Below are 18,180 nucleotides of genomic sequence, written 5' to 3'. Positions count from 1 at the left end.
GCGTACGACGCAGGGAGTTGCCGAGGGTGTAGCCGAAGCCCGGCTCCAGCGGCTCGATGACGAGCCGGGAGCGGAACTCGTCGACAACCTCTTCGGTCAGCGTGGGACGCTGAGCAATCAGCATGGCCTGGTGCCTCCAGATTTTGGCGCCCGCTATCTGACGCCGTAGACACCGCACGGTACCGGCAATCCGACCTCACACGAGGCCCGCTCCGCCCGGCGCGGCGGCCAGACTCAATGCACCGGTGATGGACGGTCGGACGGCACTCAGGCACGTTCAACCGAAGGACAGACGGCTTGGGCAAGTCACGTTGGACCTGGCGGAGGGGGGCCGGCCGGGACTCAAGTACGGACGGACCTTGAGGTCGAGGTCCCCGAGCAGGCAGCAGACGAGTCGCCCGACCTCGTCGCCACCTGGACGTCGCCGAGGCTCTGTGTGAAGCGCGCGCCGCCGACCCCCGCGGCCTACTCACCGCCCACACCACCGCCGGCCTGCGCCGCATGGGCTTCGCCGGCGACGCGTCCCTGCCGCCCCCACCGCCCCGGTCGCCGCATGGGGCTCGTCCGACCGTGAGAGAGACTACGGTCCTTAGCCGCCAGCGGGTGAGCACTCTCGTCGCCGGAGCCGTCTGACAGGCCTACGGACGAGCGGCGGCAGCGTTCGGCCCGTAGAGGAGTGAAAGGGTGGCCCGGTGGACGACGACACTCTCACCGCGGTCCTGCAGCGCGCGGCCGACCGCCGGCGCCGGTTCAACGACCGCCTCGCGGCCTACTTCGATTCCCTGACCGACGGAGCCAACGGCGCGGGCGGCGCCCTGGAGACCCCCGCGTCCAGCCGGTTCACGGCCCGGGCCCTCGACCTGGTGCGCGAGCTCTCGCTGCGCGGGGGCAAACGCCTGCGCGTGGTCCTGCTGTACGAGGCGGCCGCGCTGGTCACCGACGAACCCGTGGCCGGCCTGGACGAGGCCGCCATCAGCATCGAACTGCTGCACACGCATGGCCTGGTCCACGACGACATCATCGACGACACACCCGCTCGCCGCGGCGGCCCCTCCACCTACTACGCCTACCTGCGCGAGTTCCCGGATCGGCCCGACACCGCCCTGGCCCTTGCCGTCCTCGCCGGCGACCTGGCGGCCTTCCTGTCCATGCGCGTGCTGCTCAACAGCGGCCTGCCTCCCGCTCTCGCACTGGCGATGGCCTCCGTCCACGCGGACGTCGGAGCAACCACGATCACCGGGCAGCTCCTGGACCTGGAACGCGACTTCCACCCCGAGCCCTCGACCGATCTCCTGCACGCGGTCACCGAGTACAAGTCGACGCGCTACTCCGTGCTCGCTCCCCTGAGGCTGGGGCTGCTCGCCGCCGGCGCCGACCCGTCCGAGCACGACGGCGAACTACGCCGCTACGCCACCGCGTTGGGCATCGCCAACCAAATCCACGACGACTGGCTGGACCTGTTCGGCGATGCGGAGACCCTCGGCAAGTCCCCCGGGTCCGACATCCGCTCCGGCCGCCGCAGCTATGCCGTCCGCGCCTTGCTGGCCGCCGCGGACGAGAGCGAGCGCAAGCTGCTGGGCGCTGCCTTGGGAGATTCGGACGGCGACGCGGACACGCTCGACCGGATCCGCGGCATCGCGCGGGCGCACGGGATCGACCAATCCCTCCGGGCCGAGGCCGAGCGCCACGCACGGGAGGCGGCGGCACTGGCCGCCACCTGGCGGGGGCGCTGGCGGCCGGACGCCGTGTCACTGTTCGCGCTCCTGCCGACCTGGACGGTCGCACGCGACCGATAGCGGGGGTGAGCCGGTGCGGGGCGTCGGTCGGACCGACGTCCTGCGCCGACCGCACATCACTGTCCCTTCAGCAGTTCGAGACAGGTCCAGACCAGAGCTGCGGGGACGCGGGCCAAGCCGATCGCCGGGGGATCGCGGGCAGGACGCCCCGCAGCCCGATCGGGACTCGACCGAGGGCGTGGAGCAGCACGGCCGAGCCGGGGCAGGACCGCGACCGGCCACAGGGCCACGGCCCGCAGCACCCGCCGATCAGGAAGACCACCGAGGCCACCTTGAACATCGCCGCGATCTGCCCCACCGCAAAGATCTTCTGCGACCCATGTCGATTCCCATGTCGGAGCAGATCCGGACCAGCCAAAGCTCACTCTCCGCGCATGCTGCGGCTCTCGGCTCCCCGCCGGCGAACGCGGCGTCAGCAGCCCACGCCGGGAGCTCGATACGGCCTGGCGCATCCCTGACGCAACATACGCGCAACAGTCGCGCTCACGGGCCGCGTGGAGCATCGGAGGAAGCCGGGGCAGCCGAACCGCCGCAAGCCGCTGACCTCCGACGACGGCCAGATTCCCATCATCGCCGTCCTCAGTCGCACCGCCATGCCCTCGCAGATGTCGGGCATCTACGCAGAAAGGTGCCCTTCCGGGCTCGGAAGGGCACCTGTTTCGATGGCCTAATTAGGCCGATGACCTGCTCTTTTGTCCTTACGGCAGGTTGCGGGCCATGACGATGCGCTGGACCTGGTTGGTGCCCTCGTAGATCTGGGTGATCTTCGCGTCGCGCATCATGCGCTCCAGCGGGTAGTCACGGGTGTAGCCGTAGCCGCCGAGGAGCTGGACGGCGTCGGTGGTGACCTCCATGGCGACGTCGGAGGCGAAGCACTTGGCCGCGGCGCCGAAGAAGGTGAGGTCGGAGTCGACGCGCTGGGACTTGGCCGCGGCGGCGTAGGTGAGCTGGCGGGCGGCCTCCAGCTTCATGGCCATGTCGGCGAGCATGAACTGGATGCCCTGGAACTCGGCGATGGCCTTGCCGAACTGCTTGCGCTCGTTGACATAGCCCTTGGCGTAGTCCAGCGCGCCCTGGGCGACGCCGAGTGCCTGGGCGGCGATGGTGATACGGGTGTGGTCGAGGGTCTTCATCGCGGTGGCGAAGCCGGTGCCCTCGGCGCCGATCATGCGGGAGGCCGGGATGCGGACGTTGTCGAAGTAGACCTCGCGGGTCGGCGAGCCCTTGATGCCGAGCTTCTTCTCCGGCGCGCCGAAGGAGACGCCCTCGTCGCCCTTCTCGACGACGAACGCGGAGATGCCCTTGGAGCGCTTCTCGGGGTCGGTGACGGCCATGACCGTGTAGTACTCGGAGACGCCGGCGTTGGTGATCCAGCGCTTCACGCCGTTGAGGACGTAGTCGTCGCCGTCGCGCACCGCGCGGGTCTTCATGCCTGCGGCGTCGGAGCCGGCGTCCGGCTCGGAGAGGCAGTAGGAGAACATGGCGTCGCCCTTGGCCAGCGGGGCCAGGTACTGCTTCTTGAGCTCCTCGGAGCCGGAGAGGATCACCGGGAGGGAGCCGAGCTTGTTGACCGCCGGGATGAGCGAGGACGAGACGCAGACGCGCGCGACCTCCTCGATGACGATCACGGTGGCGAGCGCGTCGGCGCCGGCGCCGCCGTACTCCTCGGGGACGTGGACGGCCTGCAGCTCGGAGGCGACGAGGGCGTCCAGCGCCTCCTGCGGGAAGCGAGCTTGCTCGTCCACCTCGGCGGCGAACGGGGCGATCTTCGCCTCAGCCAGGCCCCGGACCGTCTCCCGGAGCATCTGGTGCTCCTCGGAGATCTGGAACAGGTCGAAATCTGCGCTCACGTTCGCTCCCGAGATCTGTCGGCGCCCCGTCGGCACCCATATGGCACTCAGTACCCTCGATTATGCACACTCAGTGCCATCCTGGGGGAGCTCCGGACCCCGATCTGGTGTTACGTTCTGCACATGGCAGCAGCTGTGAGCACCGGGGACGACGCCAAGCCGACCATGCGGGAGTCGCTGGTCAGGGCCGCGTTCCAGCTCTTTCTGGACCGCGGCTTCGAACAGACCACCATCGACGACATCGTCTCGCTGGCCGGCGTCGGACGCCGCTCGTTCTTCCGCTACTTCCCGTCCAAGGAGGACGTGGTCTTCCCCGACCACGAGGGCTGCCTGGTCGACATGACCGAGTTCCTGCGGACCGCGCCCGCCGACGGCGACCCGGTCGCCCAGGTCTGCGACGCGTCCCGGCTGGTGCTGCGGATGTACGCGGCCGACCCCGTCTTCTCGGTACAGCGCTACCGCCTGACGCGTCAGGTCCCCGGCCTGCGCGCGCACGAGCTCTCGGTGGTGTGGCGCTATGAGCGCGCGCTCGCGGAGCACCTGCGGGAGCGGGGCGCGGACCGCAGCGACGGGGCGCTGCGCGCCGACGTCGTGGCCGCGGCCGTGGTCGCCGCCCACAACCACGCGCTGCGCACCTGGCTGCGCGCGGGCGGCGAGGGCGACGTGCAGGCGGCGATGGACGAGGCGCTCGGCTACGTCACCCGCGCCTTCTCCCCTGCCGGTCCGTCCATCCCCGACGGCCCCCACGAGGCCGCGGGCGGAGTCCCGGTCACCGTCCCGGCCGACGGTGGCAACGGGGACCGGGACGGAGACCAGGACGGGGACGAGCAGGTCGTGGTGTTGCTCGCGCGCAAGGGGGCGCCGCTCTGGCAGGTCGTCAGGGACGTCGAGGGCGCGCTCGGGCAGCGGCGGTAACCGCCGGAAGGACCCGGGGGTGACACTCCGCGAGGTGAGGGCACTGAGTGCCTTTACGTAGGGCACTCAGTGCCATACAGTCGGATCGGCACTGCGCCGCTGAACGACCCCACCACCCCGTTCACTGGAGCCCTCATGCCCACTTCCACCCTTGCTCTCGCCCCGGTCACACCCCTCGTCGCCGCCCCCACGGGCGACGAAGGCACCGCGCCGGTCCTGCGCTACCACCGCTGCGGCTGGTGCGGCTCGGCCACCGGGCGCGCCGCGCTGCTCTGCCCGATCTGCGGCTCCTCGGAGCTGGAGGAGCAGGCCAGCACCGGGACCGGCATCGTGCACCGGCTGCTGACGCCGCGCCACCGCCAGTACACCGACGGCGAGACGATCTGCCTGGTCGTGATGGAGGAGGGCTTCACCGTGCAGGCGTCCCTCGACGACGCGCTGCCCGGCACCGTGCCCGAGGGGACCCGGGTCCGCCTGGCCTCTCCGGCCCCGCACACCCACCTGCCGGTCTTCCGCGCCGCCTGACGCCCGCGGGGCGCTGTCACAGGACGGCGCCAGCCCGGGAAGGGCACCGGCCCGGGAAGGGCGCCAGCCCGGGAAGGGCACCGGCCCGGGAAGGGCGCCAGCCCAGGAAGGGCGCCAGCCCAGGAAGGGCGCCGGCCCCGTCAGGGTGCCGTCTCCCGTGTGACCCGCCCGGTACGGCCTGACCACCGCTCAGCCTGTCCGTTCCACGCTCCCCGGCGCATTAGGCTTCCCCCACGCCGAGCCCGCCGGAACCGGGCGGCAGAGCAACGGTGAAGGGTGACGGCGCGTGGACTTCTCGACCCTGGCGGTCATCGTGGTGGCCGGGATGCTCGGTCCGCTGCTGGCCCTGCCGTCGCGCTGGCGGATCCCGGTGGTCATCGGGGAACTGGTCGCGGGGGTCCTGCTCGGGCCGACCTTCGCAGGTTACCTGCACGCGGGGGACAAGACCTTCGCCTTCCTCGCCGACATGGGTTTCGCGCTGATCATGTTCGTCGCGGGCGCCCACGTCCCTGTCCGGGACAAGGCGCTGCGGGGCGGGCTGCTCAAGGGGCTGCTGCGGGCGGTCGCGGTCGCGGCGGTGGGCGTGGTTCCCGCCTTCGCGCTGTCGCGGGGCTTCCACACCGGACATACCGCCCTCTACGCGGTGCTGTTCGCGTCGTCCTCGGCCGCGCTGATCCTGCCGATCATCGACTCGCTGCACCTGGGCGGACCGTCCGTACTGGCGCTGCTCCCGCAGGTCGCGGTCGCGGACACCGCGTGCATCGTCGCGCTGCCGCTGGCCGTCGACCCCGCCCACGCGGCGCGCGCCGCGCTCGGCGCGGCGGCGGTGCTCGGCTGCTCGGTGGTGCTGTTCCTGATCCTGCGTGAGGCGGAGCACCGGGGGCTGCACCGACGCCTCCACCGGCTCTCCCGGCAGCGCAAGTTCGCGCTGGAGCTGCGGATCAGTCTGGCGATCGTGTTCGCCCTCGCCGCGCTGGCGACGCACACCCACGTCTCCATCATGCTCGCGGGGTTCTCGTTCGGGCTGGTCGTCGCCGCGATCGGCGAACCGCGCCGGCTCGCCCGGCAGCTGTTCGCGCTCACCGAGGGCTTCCTCGGACCGCTCTTCTTCGTCTGGCTGGGCGCCTCGCTGGACCTGCGTCAGCTCGGCAGCCATCCGTCCGCGATCCTGCTGGGCCTGCTGCTCGGTGCGGCCACGATCCTCGCCCACGCCTCGATGCGCCTGACCGGCCAGCCCCTCACGCACGGTGTCCTGGCCTCCGCCCAGCTGGGCGTGCCGGTGGCTGCCGCCACGCTGGGCACGCAGCTCCATCTGCTGCGTCCGGGCGAGTCGGCCGCGCTGCTGCTCGGAGCCCTGGTCACGATCGCCGCCGCGACGGCCGCCGGCGCGCTCGCCGCCCGCGCCACTCCCCCGCCTCCGCCCCCGCCGTCAGCCGCGCCGACAGCGGAGGCCACGCCCGCTCAGCCCGGCCCGAACTGAGCGACACTCGGCCGCGCACGCCTCTCGCCCACCGATCTCGACCAAGCCGTGCGGGGCGAGCGCCGGCGACGTTCGCGCCCCGGCACACCGGGCGTCGACGGCCAGGACACCTCCCGGGCGCCACACCCCCGGGCACGGCCGACATGCGGGCATGACCCCGGGCCGAGCCGGCCCGCGCGCACACGCTCAACACACAGCGGGCCCCGACCGCAACGGCACCGTCCGTCGACCCCGCCTCGGGCAAGCCGGGACCGTTCGCGGCCGGCCCTCACCGGGCGTCGACGGCCAGGACACCTCCCGAGCGCCCCACCCCCGGGCACGGCCGACATGCGGGCATGACCCCAGGCCGAGCCGGCGCGCACACTCAACACAACTGCACCGTCCGAGGGCGTCACCCGGGCTGGGCTGTGCCGGGCTGCATCGTGCGCCCCCCGGCACACCGGGCGTCGACCGCGAGCGTGCCGCCGCCCCAAGGCTTCGCCCGGCGGGCCGCCTCTGGCGTCTTCGGCCACGCAGGGCGACACCTGGCGGCGCGTCAATCCGCCTGCTCCTCCGGTGTGCTGCGTGCCAGCTGCGCGAGGGTGGCCAGGGTCTCGGCCAGGACCGGGAGCGGTGGCGAGGCGAGGCCGAGGCGAACTGCGGCGCGCGGGATGCGGGGGCCGACGGCGTAGGCGGCTGCGGGGGTGAGGCCGATGCCCGCGCGGGCTGCGGCGGCGACGAAGGTCTCGGCATGCCACCCGGCCGGCAGTTCCCACCAGCAGTAGTACGACCCGGGATCACCGCGCAGCACCGCGTCCGGCAGCTGTTCGCGCGCGAGGCGCTGGCGCTGCGTCGCATCGGCGCGCTTCGCCGCACCGATCCTCGCGACCGTGCCGTCGCCGATCCAACGGACCGCCGCCTCGAGGGCGAAGCCGCCCGGAAGCCAACCACCCGCCCGCAGCGACGCGGTGACCGCCTCCCGGAACGCGCGGGGCACGACCGCGCAACCGGTGCTCAGGCCGGGTGCGACGCGCTTGGACAGGCTGTCGACCAGCACGATCCGTTCGGGCGCGAGCGCGGCGAGCGGCGGAACGTCCGGGCGGAGGAACGCCCAGACGGCGTCCTCGACGGCCGGCAGGTCGAGCCGTCGCAGGACCTCGACGAGCCGCTCGCGGCGCTTCGGCGGCATGGTGATGCCGAGCGGATTGTGGACGCGGGGCTGGAGGTAGACCGCGCGCAGCGGGGCGCTGCGGTGTGCGGCGGCGAGCGCGTCCGGATCGAGGCCGTCGGCGTCGAGGGCGATCGGCACCAGGACGATGCCGAGGCGCTGGGCGGTGGCCTTGACCACCGGGTACGTCAACTCCTCGACGCCGAGCCGCTGTCCGGGCGGGACCAGCGCCGCGAGGACCGCGGAGAGCGCCTGCCGACCGCTGCCGGCGAACCGCAGCGCCTCCGGCTCGGGCATCCAGCCGCTGTCGACGACACGGGAGTTGTTCTCGAAGAGCAGTGCGGCGAAGGCGGCGCGCGCGGCGGGCGTACCCTCGGCGCGGCTCGGCCGCAGGGCGAGGTCGAGCGCGTCCGGCCTCAGCATCGGCGTCAGGGCGGCGGCGAGCAGCGCCGACTGCTCCGGCACGACGGGGTAGTTGAGCTCCAGGTCGACGCGGGCGCGCGAGGGTTCGCTCAGCGGCAGCCCCGCGCCAGGCAGCCCGGCGTCGGCGCGGACGAAGGTGCCGCGTCCGACCTCGCCGACGACCAGGCCGCGCCGGACCAGTTCGGCGTAGACGCGTCCGGCCGTGGACGCGGCGATGCCGCGTCGCCGCGCGAAGGCGCGCTGCGTGGGCAGGCGTTCGCCGGGGCGCAGCCGTCCCGCCGCGACGGCGGCCGCGATCTCGTCCGCGAGCAGGCGGTAGTCGTCCATCGGTCTCTCATCCTTCCCGCTGATCGCTCGACTCATTTCCCATCATTGCACCGAAGGCAATATCAGTATTGCACCGAGCTGCCGTGCAGCCCTAGCCTCGGTGCCATGGAGCTGATCAGCCTGCATGCGGAACTCGGTCTGGCCGCCGTCGCCCTGGGCATGGTGCTCACGCCCGGGCCGAACATGATCTACCTGGTCTCGCGATCGATCGTCCAGGGCCGCCGGGCCGGGCTGGTCTCCCTCACGGGCGTGGCCACCGGTTTCCTCGTCTACCTCGTCGCCGTGACGGCCGGCATCGTCACGGTCTTCACGCTCGTGCCCGTGCTCTACACCGCGATCAAGCTGGCCGGCGCCGCGTACCTGCTCCTGCTCGCCTGGAAGGCGGTCAAGCCGGGCGGCACGGCGGTCTTCGCGCCGCAGCCGCTGCCGCCGGACTCCCCTCGCCGCCTCTACGCCATGGGCTTTGTGACCTGCCTGCTCAACCCGAAGCTGGCCGTCCTCTACATCTCGCTGCTCCCCCAGTTCGTGGACCCCTCGCGCGGTCACGTGGCGGAGCAGACGCTGCTGCTGGGCCTCACCCAGATCGCCATCGCGGTGACCGGCAACGGCCTCATCGCCCTGGGCGCCGGCACGATCGCGGCGTTCTTCTCGCGACGGCCGGCCTGGCTGCGGATCCAGCGCTACGCCATGGGCACGGTTCTGGCGGGGCTCGCCCTCCACATCGCCGCCGACCGCGCCCGGGCCGTAGCGGCGTGACCGACCGACCTGCCGACCTGCCGACCGACTGACCGGCTGACCGGCTGACCGACGGAGAGGCCGAGAGGCTGACCGCCCTCGCCGCGCTCGGCGATCTCCCAGCCTCCAGGTCTGGACTATTACCTCTTATTGAGAGGTAATAGAGGAGTGAACACCGACAACCCCGATCCCTCCGCCGAGCTCGCGGAGCTGCTGCCCGCGATCCAGCGGCTGGTGCGGCGGCGACTGCGCTCCGGCCTCGAACTGCCACGGCTGCGCGGAGCGCAGATCGAGCTGCTGCGCCTGGTCGCGGCCCAGCCCGGCCTGCGCGTCTCCGAGGCGGCCCAGGAGCTGTTCCTCGCCGACAACTCCGTCTCCACGCTGGTCAACCAACTCACCAAGGCGGGCCTGCTGCGCCGCGAGACGGACCCCAAGGACGGGCGCGCCGCCCGCCTGCACGCCGAGCCTGAGGCCGTCGCGCGCCTCGCCGACTGGGACGCGCGGCGCAGCGCGCTCCTCGCCGACCAGCTGGAACGGCTGGACGAAGCCGACCACCTGGCCCTCGCCGCCGCGCTCCCCGCGCTGCGCCGGCTGGCCGAAGGACTGCGCGAGGAGGCCACGCCATGACCACCCCACCCGCCGCGGGCCCCGCCGACCCGGACGCCACCGTGGACGCCGACCCGAACGCCGCACCGGCCCCCCAGCCGGACACCGCGCCGAACGTCGCAGCGAACCCCCAGCCCCGCACCGCGCCGGACGCCACCCCGGACGTCCGCTTGGACGAACCGGCCGTGCGCTGCACCGACCTCAGCTACTCCTTCGGCGACACGCGCGCCGTGGACGGCCTGAACCTGGAGGTCGCCCAGGGGGAGATCTTCGGTCTGCTCGGCCCCAACGGCGCGGGCAAGACCACCGCGATCCGCGCCATCACCACGCTGCTGCCCGTCCCCGCCGGGAAGATCAGCGTCTTCGGGCTCGACTGCGCGCGCAAGCGCATGCAGGTGCGCCGCGTGCTCGGCTACGTCCCGCAGCAGCTGTCCGCCGACAGCGGGCTGACCGGCCGTGAGAACGTCGACCTGTTCGCCCGCGTCTTCGACGTGCCGCGCTCCGAGCGCCGTGCCCGCGTGGACGAGGCGCTGACGGCCGTCGACCTCACCGAGGCGGCCGGGCGGCTCGCCGGCACCTACTCCGGCGGCATGGTCCGCCGGTTGGAGCTGGCGCAGGCCCTGGTCAGCGCGCCGCGCCTGCTGATCCTGGACGAGCCGACGATCGGGCTCGACCCGCTGGCCCGCGCGAGCGTCTGGGACTGCATCTCACAGGTCCGCGCCGGCACCGGCATGACCGTGCTGGTCACCACGCACTACATGGACGAGGCCGACGAGCACTGCAACCGGCTCGCCCTGATGCACCGCGGCCGGATCCGCGCCATGGGCGCGCCGGGCGACCTGCGCGCCGACCTGGCCGCACAGCTCGGGGCCGACCCGGCGCGGGTCAGCCTTGAGGACGTCTTCCGCCACCACGCCGGCAGTGGCCTGACCGGCGCCGACCACGAGGGAGGGGACTTCCGCGATGTCCGCCGCACCCGTTCCACCGCTGCCCGCCTCCGCTGAGGCCGGCACCGCGACCGCCACCGCCACCGCGACTGCGACTCCCACTGCCACTGCCACTGCCACTGCCACTGCCACTGCCACTGCCACGTTGACGCCCGGCCCGCGGCCGGTCGAGCTGCGGCTGCTGCTCACGCCACCGCCCGCGCGGCGGGCCTGGCGTCTGGTGCTCGCGCGGGCCGGGGCGATGTGCATGGTCGAGCTGCAGAAGCTGCGCCACGACCGGACCGAGCTCTACACCCGGGCCGTCCAGCCGGCGCTGTGGCTGCTGATCTTCGGCGAGACCTTCACCCGGATCCACGCGATACCCACGGGCGGGATCCCGTACCTCGACTACCTCGCGCCCGGGATCATCGCCCAGTCCGCGATGTTCATCGCCATCTTCTACGGCATCATGATCATCTGGGAGCGGGACTCCGGCGTCCTGACCAAACTGCTGGTCACTCCGACCCCCCGGGCCGCCCTCGTCACCGGGAAGGCCTTCGCCGCCGGCGTGAAGTCGGTGATCCAGGCCCTCGTCGTGGTCGTCATCGCGGCGCTGCTCGGCGTCGCGCTGACCTGGAACCCGCTGCGACTGCTCGGCGTCGCCGTGATCGTCGTGCTCGGGTCCGCGTTCTTCTCCTGCCTGTCCATGACGATCGCCGGCATCGTGCTGACCCGCGACCGACTGATGGGCATCGGCCAGGCCATCACCATGCCGCTCTTCTTCGGCTCCAACGCGCTCTACCCGGTCGCGGTGATGCCGGGCTGGCTGCAGGCGGTCAGCAAGGCCAACCCGCTGAGCTATGAGGTCGACGCGCTGCGCGGCCTGCTGCTGGGCATCCACGCGCACCTGGCTCTGGACTTCGGCGTCCTCGCCGTCGCCGCGGCGGTCGGCGTGACCACCGCCTCGCTGCTGCTGGGCCGCCTGGCGAAGTAGCCCGCCTCCGCACCGCCCTTCCCCGCTCCCCGCCATGGCGCGTGTCAGGATTCCTTGACACGCGCCATGGCTGTCAGGCTAACCTGACAGCCATGGGAGTTCCTGAGGAGTCCCCCGAGGACAAGGCCGAGGACAAGGGAGCGGCCGCCGACCTGTTGGGCCAGGTCACGGCCAAGGACCCGGCCGTCGGGCTGAGCGCGGTCGTCGCGCTGCGCCGGCTGCTGGAGGAGCTGGAACGCCTGCACGTCGACAACGCGCGCGACCAGGGCTGGACCTGGCAGAGCATCGCGTCGGCGCTGCAGGTCAGCCGGCAGTCGGTACACGAGAAGCATGCGAGCAGGCGCAAGGCCACAGGCAAGGAGAGCTGAGGATGTTCGAGTACTTCACCGGCCGCGCCAAGCGGGCCATCGTCGTCGGCCAGGACGAGGCGATCGCCCTCGGCCACGACTTCATGGGGACCGAGCACCTGCTGCTCGGCCTCGCCGCCGATCCCGAGAGCACGGCCGGGTCGGTCCTCGCCGCCCACGGCGTCGACCGCGACCGCGCCCGCGAGGTGACCGTCCGTCTCCTGACCGAGGCCGGGGTCGCCGCGACCGGCGGCGGGCCGGCGAGCGACGCGCTGGCGTCGATCGGCATCGACGTCGCCGAGATCCGGCGCCGCGCGGACGCGAGCTTCGGCGAGGGCGCGTTCCAGTTCCCCCGCCCTGCCTACACCCCGCATGCCAAGGCCGCGTTGGAGCAGACCCTGCGCGAGGCGAAGGCGCTCGGGCACGAGCAGTTCGGCACCGAGCACATGCTGCTCGGCATCCTCGCCGCGGGCCCGGACGACACGGAGCGCACGACGGCTCTCGCCGTCCTGACCGAGCTGGACGTGGACCTCACCACACTGCGGCCCGCGGTGCTGGCGCGGATCGCCGAGAGCTGACGCGCAGGCCCGTCCGGCCTGACGGGCCCGGCAGGCCGCGCACGCCGCCCCCGAGCTGCCGCCCCATCCCACGGACCCGGCGGGTTCGGGCGGGGATCGGGGGGCGGGCTCGGATCGGGCGGCCTCGGATCGGCAAGGCGCGGCACGTAGGCTCTACCGCACAGTCGCCGAACCGAGGGAGCCGTGACCGTGCCGCTGATCTGGCGTCACCACCCCGTGCCGCCCACCGCCGGGGTCGTGCTCGTGATGCACGGCGGGGAGGAGCACGGGCTCAGGCCGCCGTCGCGGCTGAACCCGCCGTTGCAGCGGATGCGGCCCTTCGAGCGGGCGTTGCTGCGCTCGCCGCTCGGGGAGGCGCTCGGCGTGGCCGAGGTGGAGTACCGCTGCCGGGGCTGGAACGGCGAGCGGGCGGACGCGGCCGTGGACGCGGAGGACGCGCTGGCGGAGCTGGTCCGGCAGGTCGGACCGGGCGTGCCGGTCGTGCTGCTCGGCCACTCCATGGGCGGGCGCGCCGCCCTGCGCATCGGCGGGCACGCCTCCGTCGCGGGGGTCGTCGCGCTCGCGCCCTGGTGCCCTCCGGGCGAGCCGGTCGGGCACCTCGCCGACCACCGCGTGCTGATCATCCACTCCGACCACGACCGGGTGACGTCTCCGGCGGAGTCCCTCGACCTCGCCGCGCGCGCCCGCATGGCCGGGACGCAGGTGGCCCGCTGTGTCATCCCGGGCAGCGACCACGCGATGGTCCGCCGCGCGCCGACCTGGCACCGCCTCACCACGCTGCTGACCGGCGCCCTCCTCGGGGCGTGGCCGTTCCCGGACCCGGTGGCCAAGGCGCTGGCGCGCACCGGTTCGGACATCGAGGGCCTCGACCTGCGCCTCCCCCTCTGGGCGGGCCGCCGCTGACACAGCGATGTCGGTGGGCGGTGGCACGATGCAGAACATGCAGAACATGCAACTGCGGATCGAAGCCCACACCCTCCCCGGCAGCGACTGCGCCCCGGGGCCGGACTTCCCCGGCGTGAGCGGGATCGAGGTCGCCGTCCAGCGCAAGGACCGGCCCGCCGAGTTGCTCGCCCCGCAGCCCGGCGACGCCGCGACCGCCCGCTGGGCGTTCGACTGCACCTTCACCCCGGACGGCGAACTGCGCGGCCCGTACGTCCAGAACCGCCTGGGCGGACGGTTCGTGTACCTCTCCTGGACCGGCCGCCACCCCGAGGAGGAGACGGCCCGGATGTTCCGGCGCGCCAAGCTGATGCTGGCCCAGGTCCCCCCGCCGGTCCTGGCCGAGGCCCGCCGCCGCGGCGCCCTCGTCGCCCGCCTCGCCCTCACCGACGCCAAGGGCCACCCCGTGTGCGGTCGGGTGGCGCCCCCAGCGGTCGAGTGGACGGCGGACGAGCCGGCCTGAGAGACGTCAGAGGGAGGGACGACCCGCTCGTCCGGTCAGCCCCTGATCGCGCCGAGCTTCGATCCCATCGACCATCCCGGCAGGTGGCGCGGCCGCGCCCTGTCAACGCGCGTACGCGCGTCCCAGCGTCGTCCCGACCCAACCCGCCTCCTTCCCGGGGAGCGTCGTCACCTCGACATTCGCGAACCCGTGGCGGTCCAGCAGCTCCGTCCACTGCTCGTTGCTCGGCATCCAGCGGACGATCGCGAGCTTCTCGCCCCGGTACCCGTTGCCGTACTTGATCTGTGGTCCGAAGCATGGCGCGAGAGGCTCCACATGGGAGAACGCGAAGAGACCGCCGGGGTTGAGGCGCGGGAGCACCAGTGGGAGAAGGATCTCGGGGTCGATGAAGAACGCCGCGCCCCAGTTCGAGAAGACGCAGTCCCACCGCTGATCGGTCCGCGCAAGGTAGTGCAGGACATCGGCCTCCACGAGCGTCACGTTCGGCTCGTCGCTCCACCACCCGCGCGCCCGCTCCATCTGGTGCGGAGAGAAGTCCACGCACGTGACGTCGACCCCGGTCCGGGCCAGGGCGACCCCCGCGACGCAGGAAGCCGACCCGATCTCCAACGCCGTCTTCGGTTCCCCCAGGAACTCCGCGCCGGGGCCGTGGAACGGATACTGCGTCCAGCGCATGCGGGACACGTCGGGCACTCCTCCGGTGTCCTCACCGGCCGCGGGCCAAAAGGTGTCCCAGTAGTCCTCAGGGCTCCCGTGGTGCGGCTGCTCCTGCATCAGCGTGCTCCCTCCGGAGTTCCCCACCCGTCGATGTGAGCGGCGAAGATCCTCTCGGCGTCCGGGCCTGCGAGCTCGTAGAGCGCCACCATCGCGGTGGCGATCACGTCGCAGACCTCGGCCTGGAGATCCTGCTTCGTCTTGCACACGCCCTTGCGGGGCGTTCCGCCGATCATTCCGAGGAAGGCGTCAGCCACCTCCCCGGCCTCCTCCTGGATCTTCACGACGCGCAGCATCAGGTGCTGGTCCGCAGGGAGCGGTGTCGTCTCCCGCAAGCGCTGCTGGCACCGCGCGATGGTGTCCCACTCGGTCACTGGTCCTCCGCAGGTCTGCGATGGCGGCCGGTGCCGCGCATCGGTACAGCCTTGGTGGTCGGAAGGGCCCGCACCACGCCGTCGCCCTCGATCCGGGCCAGGTAGCGGCGGGAGGCGGCGTAGTCGTCGGCGACGCCCTGGGCCACCCACTGGTAGCCGTCCCACTCGAAGAGCAGCCAGCGGGCGGCAGGGCGGGTGTGCGCGGCGCGAGCGGGACCGCCTTCGAGCGGCATCGCGCACCGCACGCCGACGGGGCGCCTACGCGCATCGCGCCGCGCGGCCCAGCGCTCCAGAGGTTCGTCCATGGCTAGAGGCTCGTGACGGGCTTTCCGGTTCGGCGCTCGTTCGTGGTCACCGGGTCAGTCTTCCGCACTGGCCATCGGCCGCGGGATCGCTCGAACGGGTGACTGGTCCTGCTGCTCCGCTCGCAGCGAGGCGCGCTACCTGTCATGGCCGGCGTCGGCTCACCTGATGCCGGCCCCGGCCCCGGGCAGACGCGTGTGCCGTTGCCCGGGTTCGGGGCAGGTGGCCCTCGGCCGCCGGGTGTCTCAGATGTCGCGGAAGGTCTCGATCCGGGCGCCGATGGAGTTGAGGCGTTCGGCGAGGTCCTCGTAGCCGCGGTTGATCACGTAGACGTTGCGCAGCACCGAGGTGCCCTCCGCGGCGAGCATCGCCAGCAGGACGACCACGGCGGGACGCAGGGCGGGCGGGCACATCATCTCGGCGGCGCGCCAGCGGGTCGTGGGGCCCTGGACGAGGACGCGGTGCGGGTCGAGGAGCTTGACGTTGGCGCCGAGGCGGTTGAGCTCGGTGAGGTAGATCGCGCGGTTGTCGTAGACCCAGTCGTGGATCAGCGTGTCGCCGTGCGCCGCCGCCGCGATGGCCGCGAAGAACGGGACGTTGTCGATGTTGATGCCGGGGAACGGCATCGGGTGGATCTTGTCCGCGGGCGCGGTCAGCTTGGAGGGGCGGACCGTCAGGTCGGTGAGGCGGGTGCGGCCGTTGCGGGCCAGGTACTCCTCGCTGCGGTCGTAGTCGAGGCCCATCTCCTCCAGCACGGAGAGCTCGATCTCCAGGAACTCGATCGGCACCCGGCGGATCGTCAGCTCCGAGGAGGTGACCACGGCGGCGGCCAGCAGGCTCATCGCCTCGACCGGGTCCTCGGCGGGCGCGTAGTCCACGTCGCAGTCGATCTTCTCCACGCCGTAGACGGTCAGCGTGGTGGTGCCGATGCCCTCGACCTTGACGCCGAGCCGCTCCAGGTAGAAGCACAGGTCCTGGACCATGTAGTTCGGGCTGGCGTTGCGGATGACGGTGACGCCGGGGTTGCGCGCCGCCGCCAGCAGCACGTTCTCGGTGACGGTGTCGCCGCGCTCGGTCAGCACGATGGCGCGGCTGGGCGTGACGCCGGGCTCGACGTCGGCGTGGTAGTGGCCGTCGGTGGCGTTGACCCGCAGGCCGAACTGGCGCAGTGCGGCCAGGTGCGGGCCGACGGTGCGGGTGCCGAGATCGCAGCCGCCCGCGTAGGGGAGCTTGAAGTGCGACTCCAGGTGCATCAGCGGACCCAGCAGCATCAGCACGCTGCGGGTGCGGCGCGCCGCGTCGGCGTCCATGGCGTCGAGGTCGAGCCGGGCCGGCGGGGTGAGCTCGAGGTCGTTGCCGTTGTTGATCCAGCGGGCCTTGACGCCGATGCTGGTCAGGACCTCGAGGATGCGGTAGATCTCTTCGATGCGCGCGACCTGCCGCAGCGTCGTGCGACCGGTGGTGAGCAGGGACGCGCACAGCAGCGCGACGCCCGCGTTCTTGCTGCTGCGCACGTCGATCGCGCCGGTGAGGCGCCGCCCGCCGGTGACCCGCAGGTGCATCGGACCGGCGTACCCGAGGGAGACGATCTCGCTGTCGAGCGCCTCACCGATTCGAGCGATCATCTCAAGGCTGAGATTCTGCTGACCGCGCTCCATCCGGTTGACGGCGCTCTGACTGGTGGTCAGCGCCTCTGCCAGCTCGGCCTGGGTCAGGCCCTTGTGCTGCCGGGCGGTACGGATGAGCTTGCCGATGCGCACGAGATAGTCTTCAGTCACGCAGGTCACACTATCTCAGATCTGAGATGCGAAGCGCGAACGGTTGCGCCATCAGAGCGATGATCCCTGCGCACGCGAACCATTGCCGGCCCGAGCCCTGACGACCCCTCACCGCCCGCATCCCCCGGGTGGGCTAAGATCACGCCGCCTGCACACGGTGCAGACGGCTGTGACCAGGGGGGATGAACAGATGGTCGACGAGTTGACCGACGGCGGGGAGAGACCCGCGAAGGGCCCCAACGTGGGGCTCCAGGTGGCGGCGGCGATGGGGTTGGTCGCGGTCGCGCTCGGCGCGATGTGGGGACTGGGCACGTTCCGCAAGCCGGCGGACGGGACGGACGCGGGCAAGCCGGCGGGCTGCCAGGCGCGCAAGTCGTCCGACGCGGCGGAGTACCCGGCCCTGTGCGCCGCCCTCAACCGGCCCGACCTGCCGGTCCTGATCGGCGCACCGAGCGAGCACGTCGTGCTGGCGCAGTCCGCCGGGAGCACGTTCACCTACCCCGACGGGACGAAGGAGAGCGACGCCGCGGCGGAGGTGCAGCTCGGGACGTACAACGTGCGGCTGACCGACAACCAGGACGTCTCGGTCCAGGCGCTCGCCGACGTGACGGACTCGGTCCAGCCCACCACGGTGCTGGGCCATGCGGCGCTGACGTACTCGGACCACACGTTGGAGATCACGTTCGGCGGCGGCCAGAGCGGCGGCGGAACCGGCGGCGGCAGCGGCACGGGGGGCGTCGCCCGGCATCTGGTCGTGGCGAAGTCGGCCAAGGACGGCGGCGGCAGCTTCGAGCTGGCGATCTGGCGTCAGGACGGCACGACGCCCGACGCCGCGTCGCTCCTGCGGATCGCCGAGCAGGTGCTGCCCGCTGCGCCGGGCTGGGTCGCCGGAACGTAGGCGGCGGGACGAGACGAGCGGGAGGGGGCGGCGGTCGGCCCGAAGGCCGGCCGCCGCCC

Annotated in this window: 19 protein-coding genes and 1 pseudogene; 13 read left to right on the top strand and 7 right to left on the bottom strand. The window is 72.5% G+C overall.

Annotation, left to right across the window (positions count from 1 at the left end):
- Nucleotides 1-124: pseudogene (locus TR50_RS45305) on the bottom strand (DNA-directed RNA polymerase subunit alpha); the annotation flags it as partial.
- 568 nt (nt 125-692) lie between these two features.
- Between TR50_RS45305 and TR50_RS05950 the strand changes: the two are divergent.
- Complete coding sequence (locus TR50_RS05950) at nt 693-1,796, top strand: polyprenyl synthetase family protein (RefSeq protein ID WP_042415217.1); 1,104 nt, start codon at nt 693-695, stop codon at nt 1,794-1,796.
- Between the two features lie 698 nt (nt 1,797-2,494).
- On the opposite strand, the gene TR50_RS05945 is transcribed toward TR50_RS05950, so the two are convergent.
- Complete coding sequence (locus TR50_RS05945) at nt 2,495-3,646, bottom strand: acyl-CoA dehydrogenase (protein ID WP_439654201.1); 1,152 nt, start codon at nt 3,644-3,646, stop codon at nt 2,495-2,497.
- A gap of 123 nt (nt 3,647-3,769) precedes the next feature.
- On the opposite strand from TR50_RS05945, the gene TR50_RS05940 reads away from it, so the two are divergent.
- The 3 genes from TR50_RS05940 (at nt 3,770) to TR50_RS05930 (ending at nt 6,566) form a co-directional block, all read left to right on the top strand.
- Nucleotides 3,770-4,561, top strand: coding sequence for a TetR family transcriptional regulator (locus TR50_RS05940; RefSeq protein ID WP_042415214.1), 792 nt, complete (start codon nt 3,770-3,772; stop codon nt 4,559-4,561).
- Between the two features lie 135 nt (nt 4,562-4,696).
- Nucleotides 4,697-5,086, top strand: a complete 390-nt coding sequence (locus TR50_RS05935) for a Zn-ribbon domain-containing OB-fold protein (protein WP_052440769.1) — start codon at nt 4,697-4,699, stop codon at nt 5,084-5,086.
- 286 nt (nt 5,087-5,372) lie between these two features.
- Nucleotides 5,373-6,566 carry a cation:proton antiporter gene (locus TR50_RS05930; RefSeq protein ID WP_063775011.1) on the top strand — a complete coding sequence of 398 codons (1,194 nt, stop codon included), beginning with the start codon at nt 5,373-5,375 and terminating at the stop codon, nt 6,564-6,566.
- A gap of 535 nt (nt 6,567-7,101) precedes the next feature.
- Here TR50_RS05930 and TR50_RS05925 read toward each other — a convergent pair.
- A complete protein-coding gene (locus TR50_RS05925; protein ID WP_042415212.1) occupies nt 7,102-8,463 on the bottom strand; it encodes an aminotransferase-like domain-containing protein in 1,362 nt (453 codons plus the stop codon).
- 111 nt (nt 8,464-8,574) lie between these two features.
- Between TR50_RS05925 and TR50_RS05920 the strand changes: the two genes are divergently transcribed.
- The 8 genes from TR50_RS05920 to TR50_RS05885 all read left to right on the top strand — a co-directional run bounded on the left by TR50_RS05920 (nt 8,575) and on the right by TR50_RS05885 (nt 14,054).
- Nucleotides 8,575-9,219, top strand: a complete 645-nt coding sequence (locus tag TR50_RS05920; RefSeq protein ID WP_042415570.1) for a LysE family translocator — start codon at nt 8,575-8,577, stop codon at nt 9,217-9,219.
- 147 nt (nt 9,220-9,366) lie between these two features.
- Complete coding sequence (locus tag TR50_RS05915) at nt 9,367-9,825, top strand: MarR family winged helix-turn-helix transcriptional regulator (RefSeq protein ID WP_042415211.1); 459 nt, start codon at nt 9,367-9,369, stop codon at nt 9,823-9,825.
- On the top strand, nt 9,822-10,808 hold the full coding sequence (locus tag TR50_RS05910; protein WP_084699775.1) for an ABC transporter ATP-binding protein: 987 nt from the start codon (nt 9,822-9,824) through the stop codon (nt 10,806-10,808). The genes TR50_RS05915 and TR50_RS05910 overlap by 4 nt, the downstream gene beginning before the upstream one ends.
- A gap of 88 nt (nt 10,809-10,896) precedes the next feature.
- Entirely contained in the window at nt 10,897-11,724 is an 828-nt protein-coding gene (locus tag TR50_RS05905) for an ABC transporter permease (RefSeq protein ID WP_042415563.1), read from the top strand.
- Between the two features lie 92 nt (nt 11,725-11,816).
- Nucleotides 11,817-12,092: a hypothetical protein gene (locus TR50_RS05900; protein WP_042415208.1), complete on the top strand. Its 276-nt coding sequence runs from the start codon at nt 11,817-11,819 to the stop codon at nt 12,090-12,092.
- Nucleotides 12,093-12,094: 2 nt separating this feature from the next.
- The gene (locus tag TR50_RS05895) at nt 12,095-12,649 is read left to right on the top strand and encodes a Clp protease N-terminal domain-containing protein (protein ID WP_042415206.1); all 555 of its coding nucleotides are present in this window, start codon (nt 12,095-12,097) and stop codon (nt 12,647-12,649) included.
- Between the two features lie 183 nt (nt 12,650-12,832).
- Nucleotides 12,833-13,552, top strand: coding sequence for an alpha/beta hydrolase (locus TR50_RS05890; protein WP_236654293.1), 720 nt, complete (start codon nt 12,833-12,835; stop codon nt 13,550-13,552).
- 46 nt (nt 13,553-13,598) lie between these two features.
- The gene (locus tag TR50_RS05885) at nt 13,599-14,054 is read left to right on the top strand and encodes a DUF5990 family protein (RefSeq protein WP_174514813.1); all 456 of its coding nucleotides are present in this window, start codon (nt 13,599-13,601) and stop codon (nt 14,052-14,054) included.
- A gap of 102 nt (nt 14,055-14,156) precedes the next feature.
- Here the strand turns inward: TR50_RS05885 and TR50_RS05880 are convergent, their stop codons facing one another.
- From TR50_RS05880 to TR50_RS05865, 4 genes are all read right to left on the bottom strand, one after another.
- On the bottom strand, nt 14,157-14,828 hold the full coding sequence (locus TR50_RS05880) for a class I SAM-dependent methyltransferase (RefSeq protein ID WP_042415204.1): 672 nt from the start codon (nt 14,826-14,828) through the stop codon (nt 14,157-14,159).
- Entirely contained in the window at nt 14,828-15,142 is a 315-nt protein-coding gene (locus tag TR50_RS05875) for a MazG-like family protein (RefSeq protein ID WP_052440768.1), read from the bottom strand. Before TR50_RS05875 ends, TR50_RS05880 begins: the two co-directional genes overlap by 1 nt.
- Entirely contained in the window at nt 15,139-15,447 is a 309-nt protein-coding gene (locus tag TR50_RS05870; RefSeq protein ID WP_052440767.1) for a DUF6087 family protein, read from the bottom strand. Before TR50_RS05870 ends, TR50_RS05875 begins: the two co-directional genes overlap by 4 nt.
- 243 nt (nt 15,448-15,690) lie before the next feature.
- Nucleotides 15,691-17,223, bottom strand: a complete 1,533-nt coding sequence (locus tag TR50_RS05865; protein ID WP_042415550.1) for a UDP-N-acetylglucosamine 1-carboxyvinyltransferase — start codon at nt 17,221-17,223, stop codon at nt 15,691-15,693.
- A 190-nt stretch (nt 17,224-17,413) separates the two neighbouring features.
- On the opposite strand from TR50_RS05865, the gene TR50_RS05860 reads away from it, so the two are divergent.
- Nucleotides 17,414-18,121 (top strand): DUF6215 domain-containing protein, encoded by a 708-nt coding sequence (locus tag TR50_RS05860; protein ID WP_042415202.1) that lies wholly within the window; start codon nt 17,414-17,416, stop codon nt 18,119-18,121.
- The last annotated feature ends 59 nt before the right edge of the window (nt 18,122-18,180 follow it).

The organism is Streptacidiphilus anmyonensis, from assembly GCF_000787855.1.
Taxonomy (GTDB): domain Bacteria; phylum Actinomycetota; class Actinomycetes; order Streptomycetales; family Streptomycetaceae; genus Streptacidiphilus; species Streptacidiphilus anmyonensis.
The sequence above is the reverse complement of the archived record's forward strand: the minus strand, read 5'-3'. Positions and strand labels throughout refer to the sequence as shown.

Coding starts and splice junctions, on each gene's coding strand:
- TR50_RS05940 (WP_042415214.1), top strand. CDS start 3,770: ATGGCAGCAGCTGTGAGCACCGGGGACGACGCCAAGCCGACCATGCGG.
- TR50_RS05935 (WP_052440769.1), top strand. CDS start 4,697: ATGCCCACTTCCACCCTTGCTCTCGCCCCGGTCACACCCCTCGTCGCC.
- TR50_RS05925 (WP_042415212.1), bottom strand. CDS start 8,463: ATGGACGACTACCGCCTGCTCGCGGACGAGATCGCGGCCGCCGTCGCG.
- TR50_RS05910 (WP_084699775.1), top strand. CDS start 9,822: ATGACCACCCCACCCGCCGCGGGCCCCGCCGACCCGGACGCCACCGTG.
- TR50_RS05900 (WP_042415208.1), top strand. CDS start 11,817: ATGGGAGTTCCTGAGGAGTCCCCCGAGGACAAGGCCGAGGACAAGGGA.
- TR50_RS05895 (WP_042415206.1), top strand. CDS start 12,095: ATGTTCGAGTACTTCACCGGCCGCGCCAAGCGGGCCATCGTCGTCGGC.
- TR50_RS05885 (WP_174514813.1), top strand. CDS start 13,599: ATGCAACTGCGGATCGAAGCCCACACCCTCCCCGGCAGCGACTGCGCC.
- TR50_RS05880 (WP_042415204.1), bottom strand. CDS start 14,828: ATGCAGGAGCAGCCGCACCACGGGAGCCCTGAGGACTACTGGGACACC.
- TR50_RS05870 (WP_052440767.1), bottom strand. CDS start 15,447: ATGGACGAACCTCTGGAGCGCTGGGCCGCGCGGCGCGATGCGCGTAGG.
- TR50_RS05860 (WP_042415202.1), top strand. CDS start 17,414: ATGGTCGACGAGTTGACCGACGGCGGGGAGAGACCCGCGAAGGGCCCC.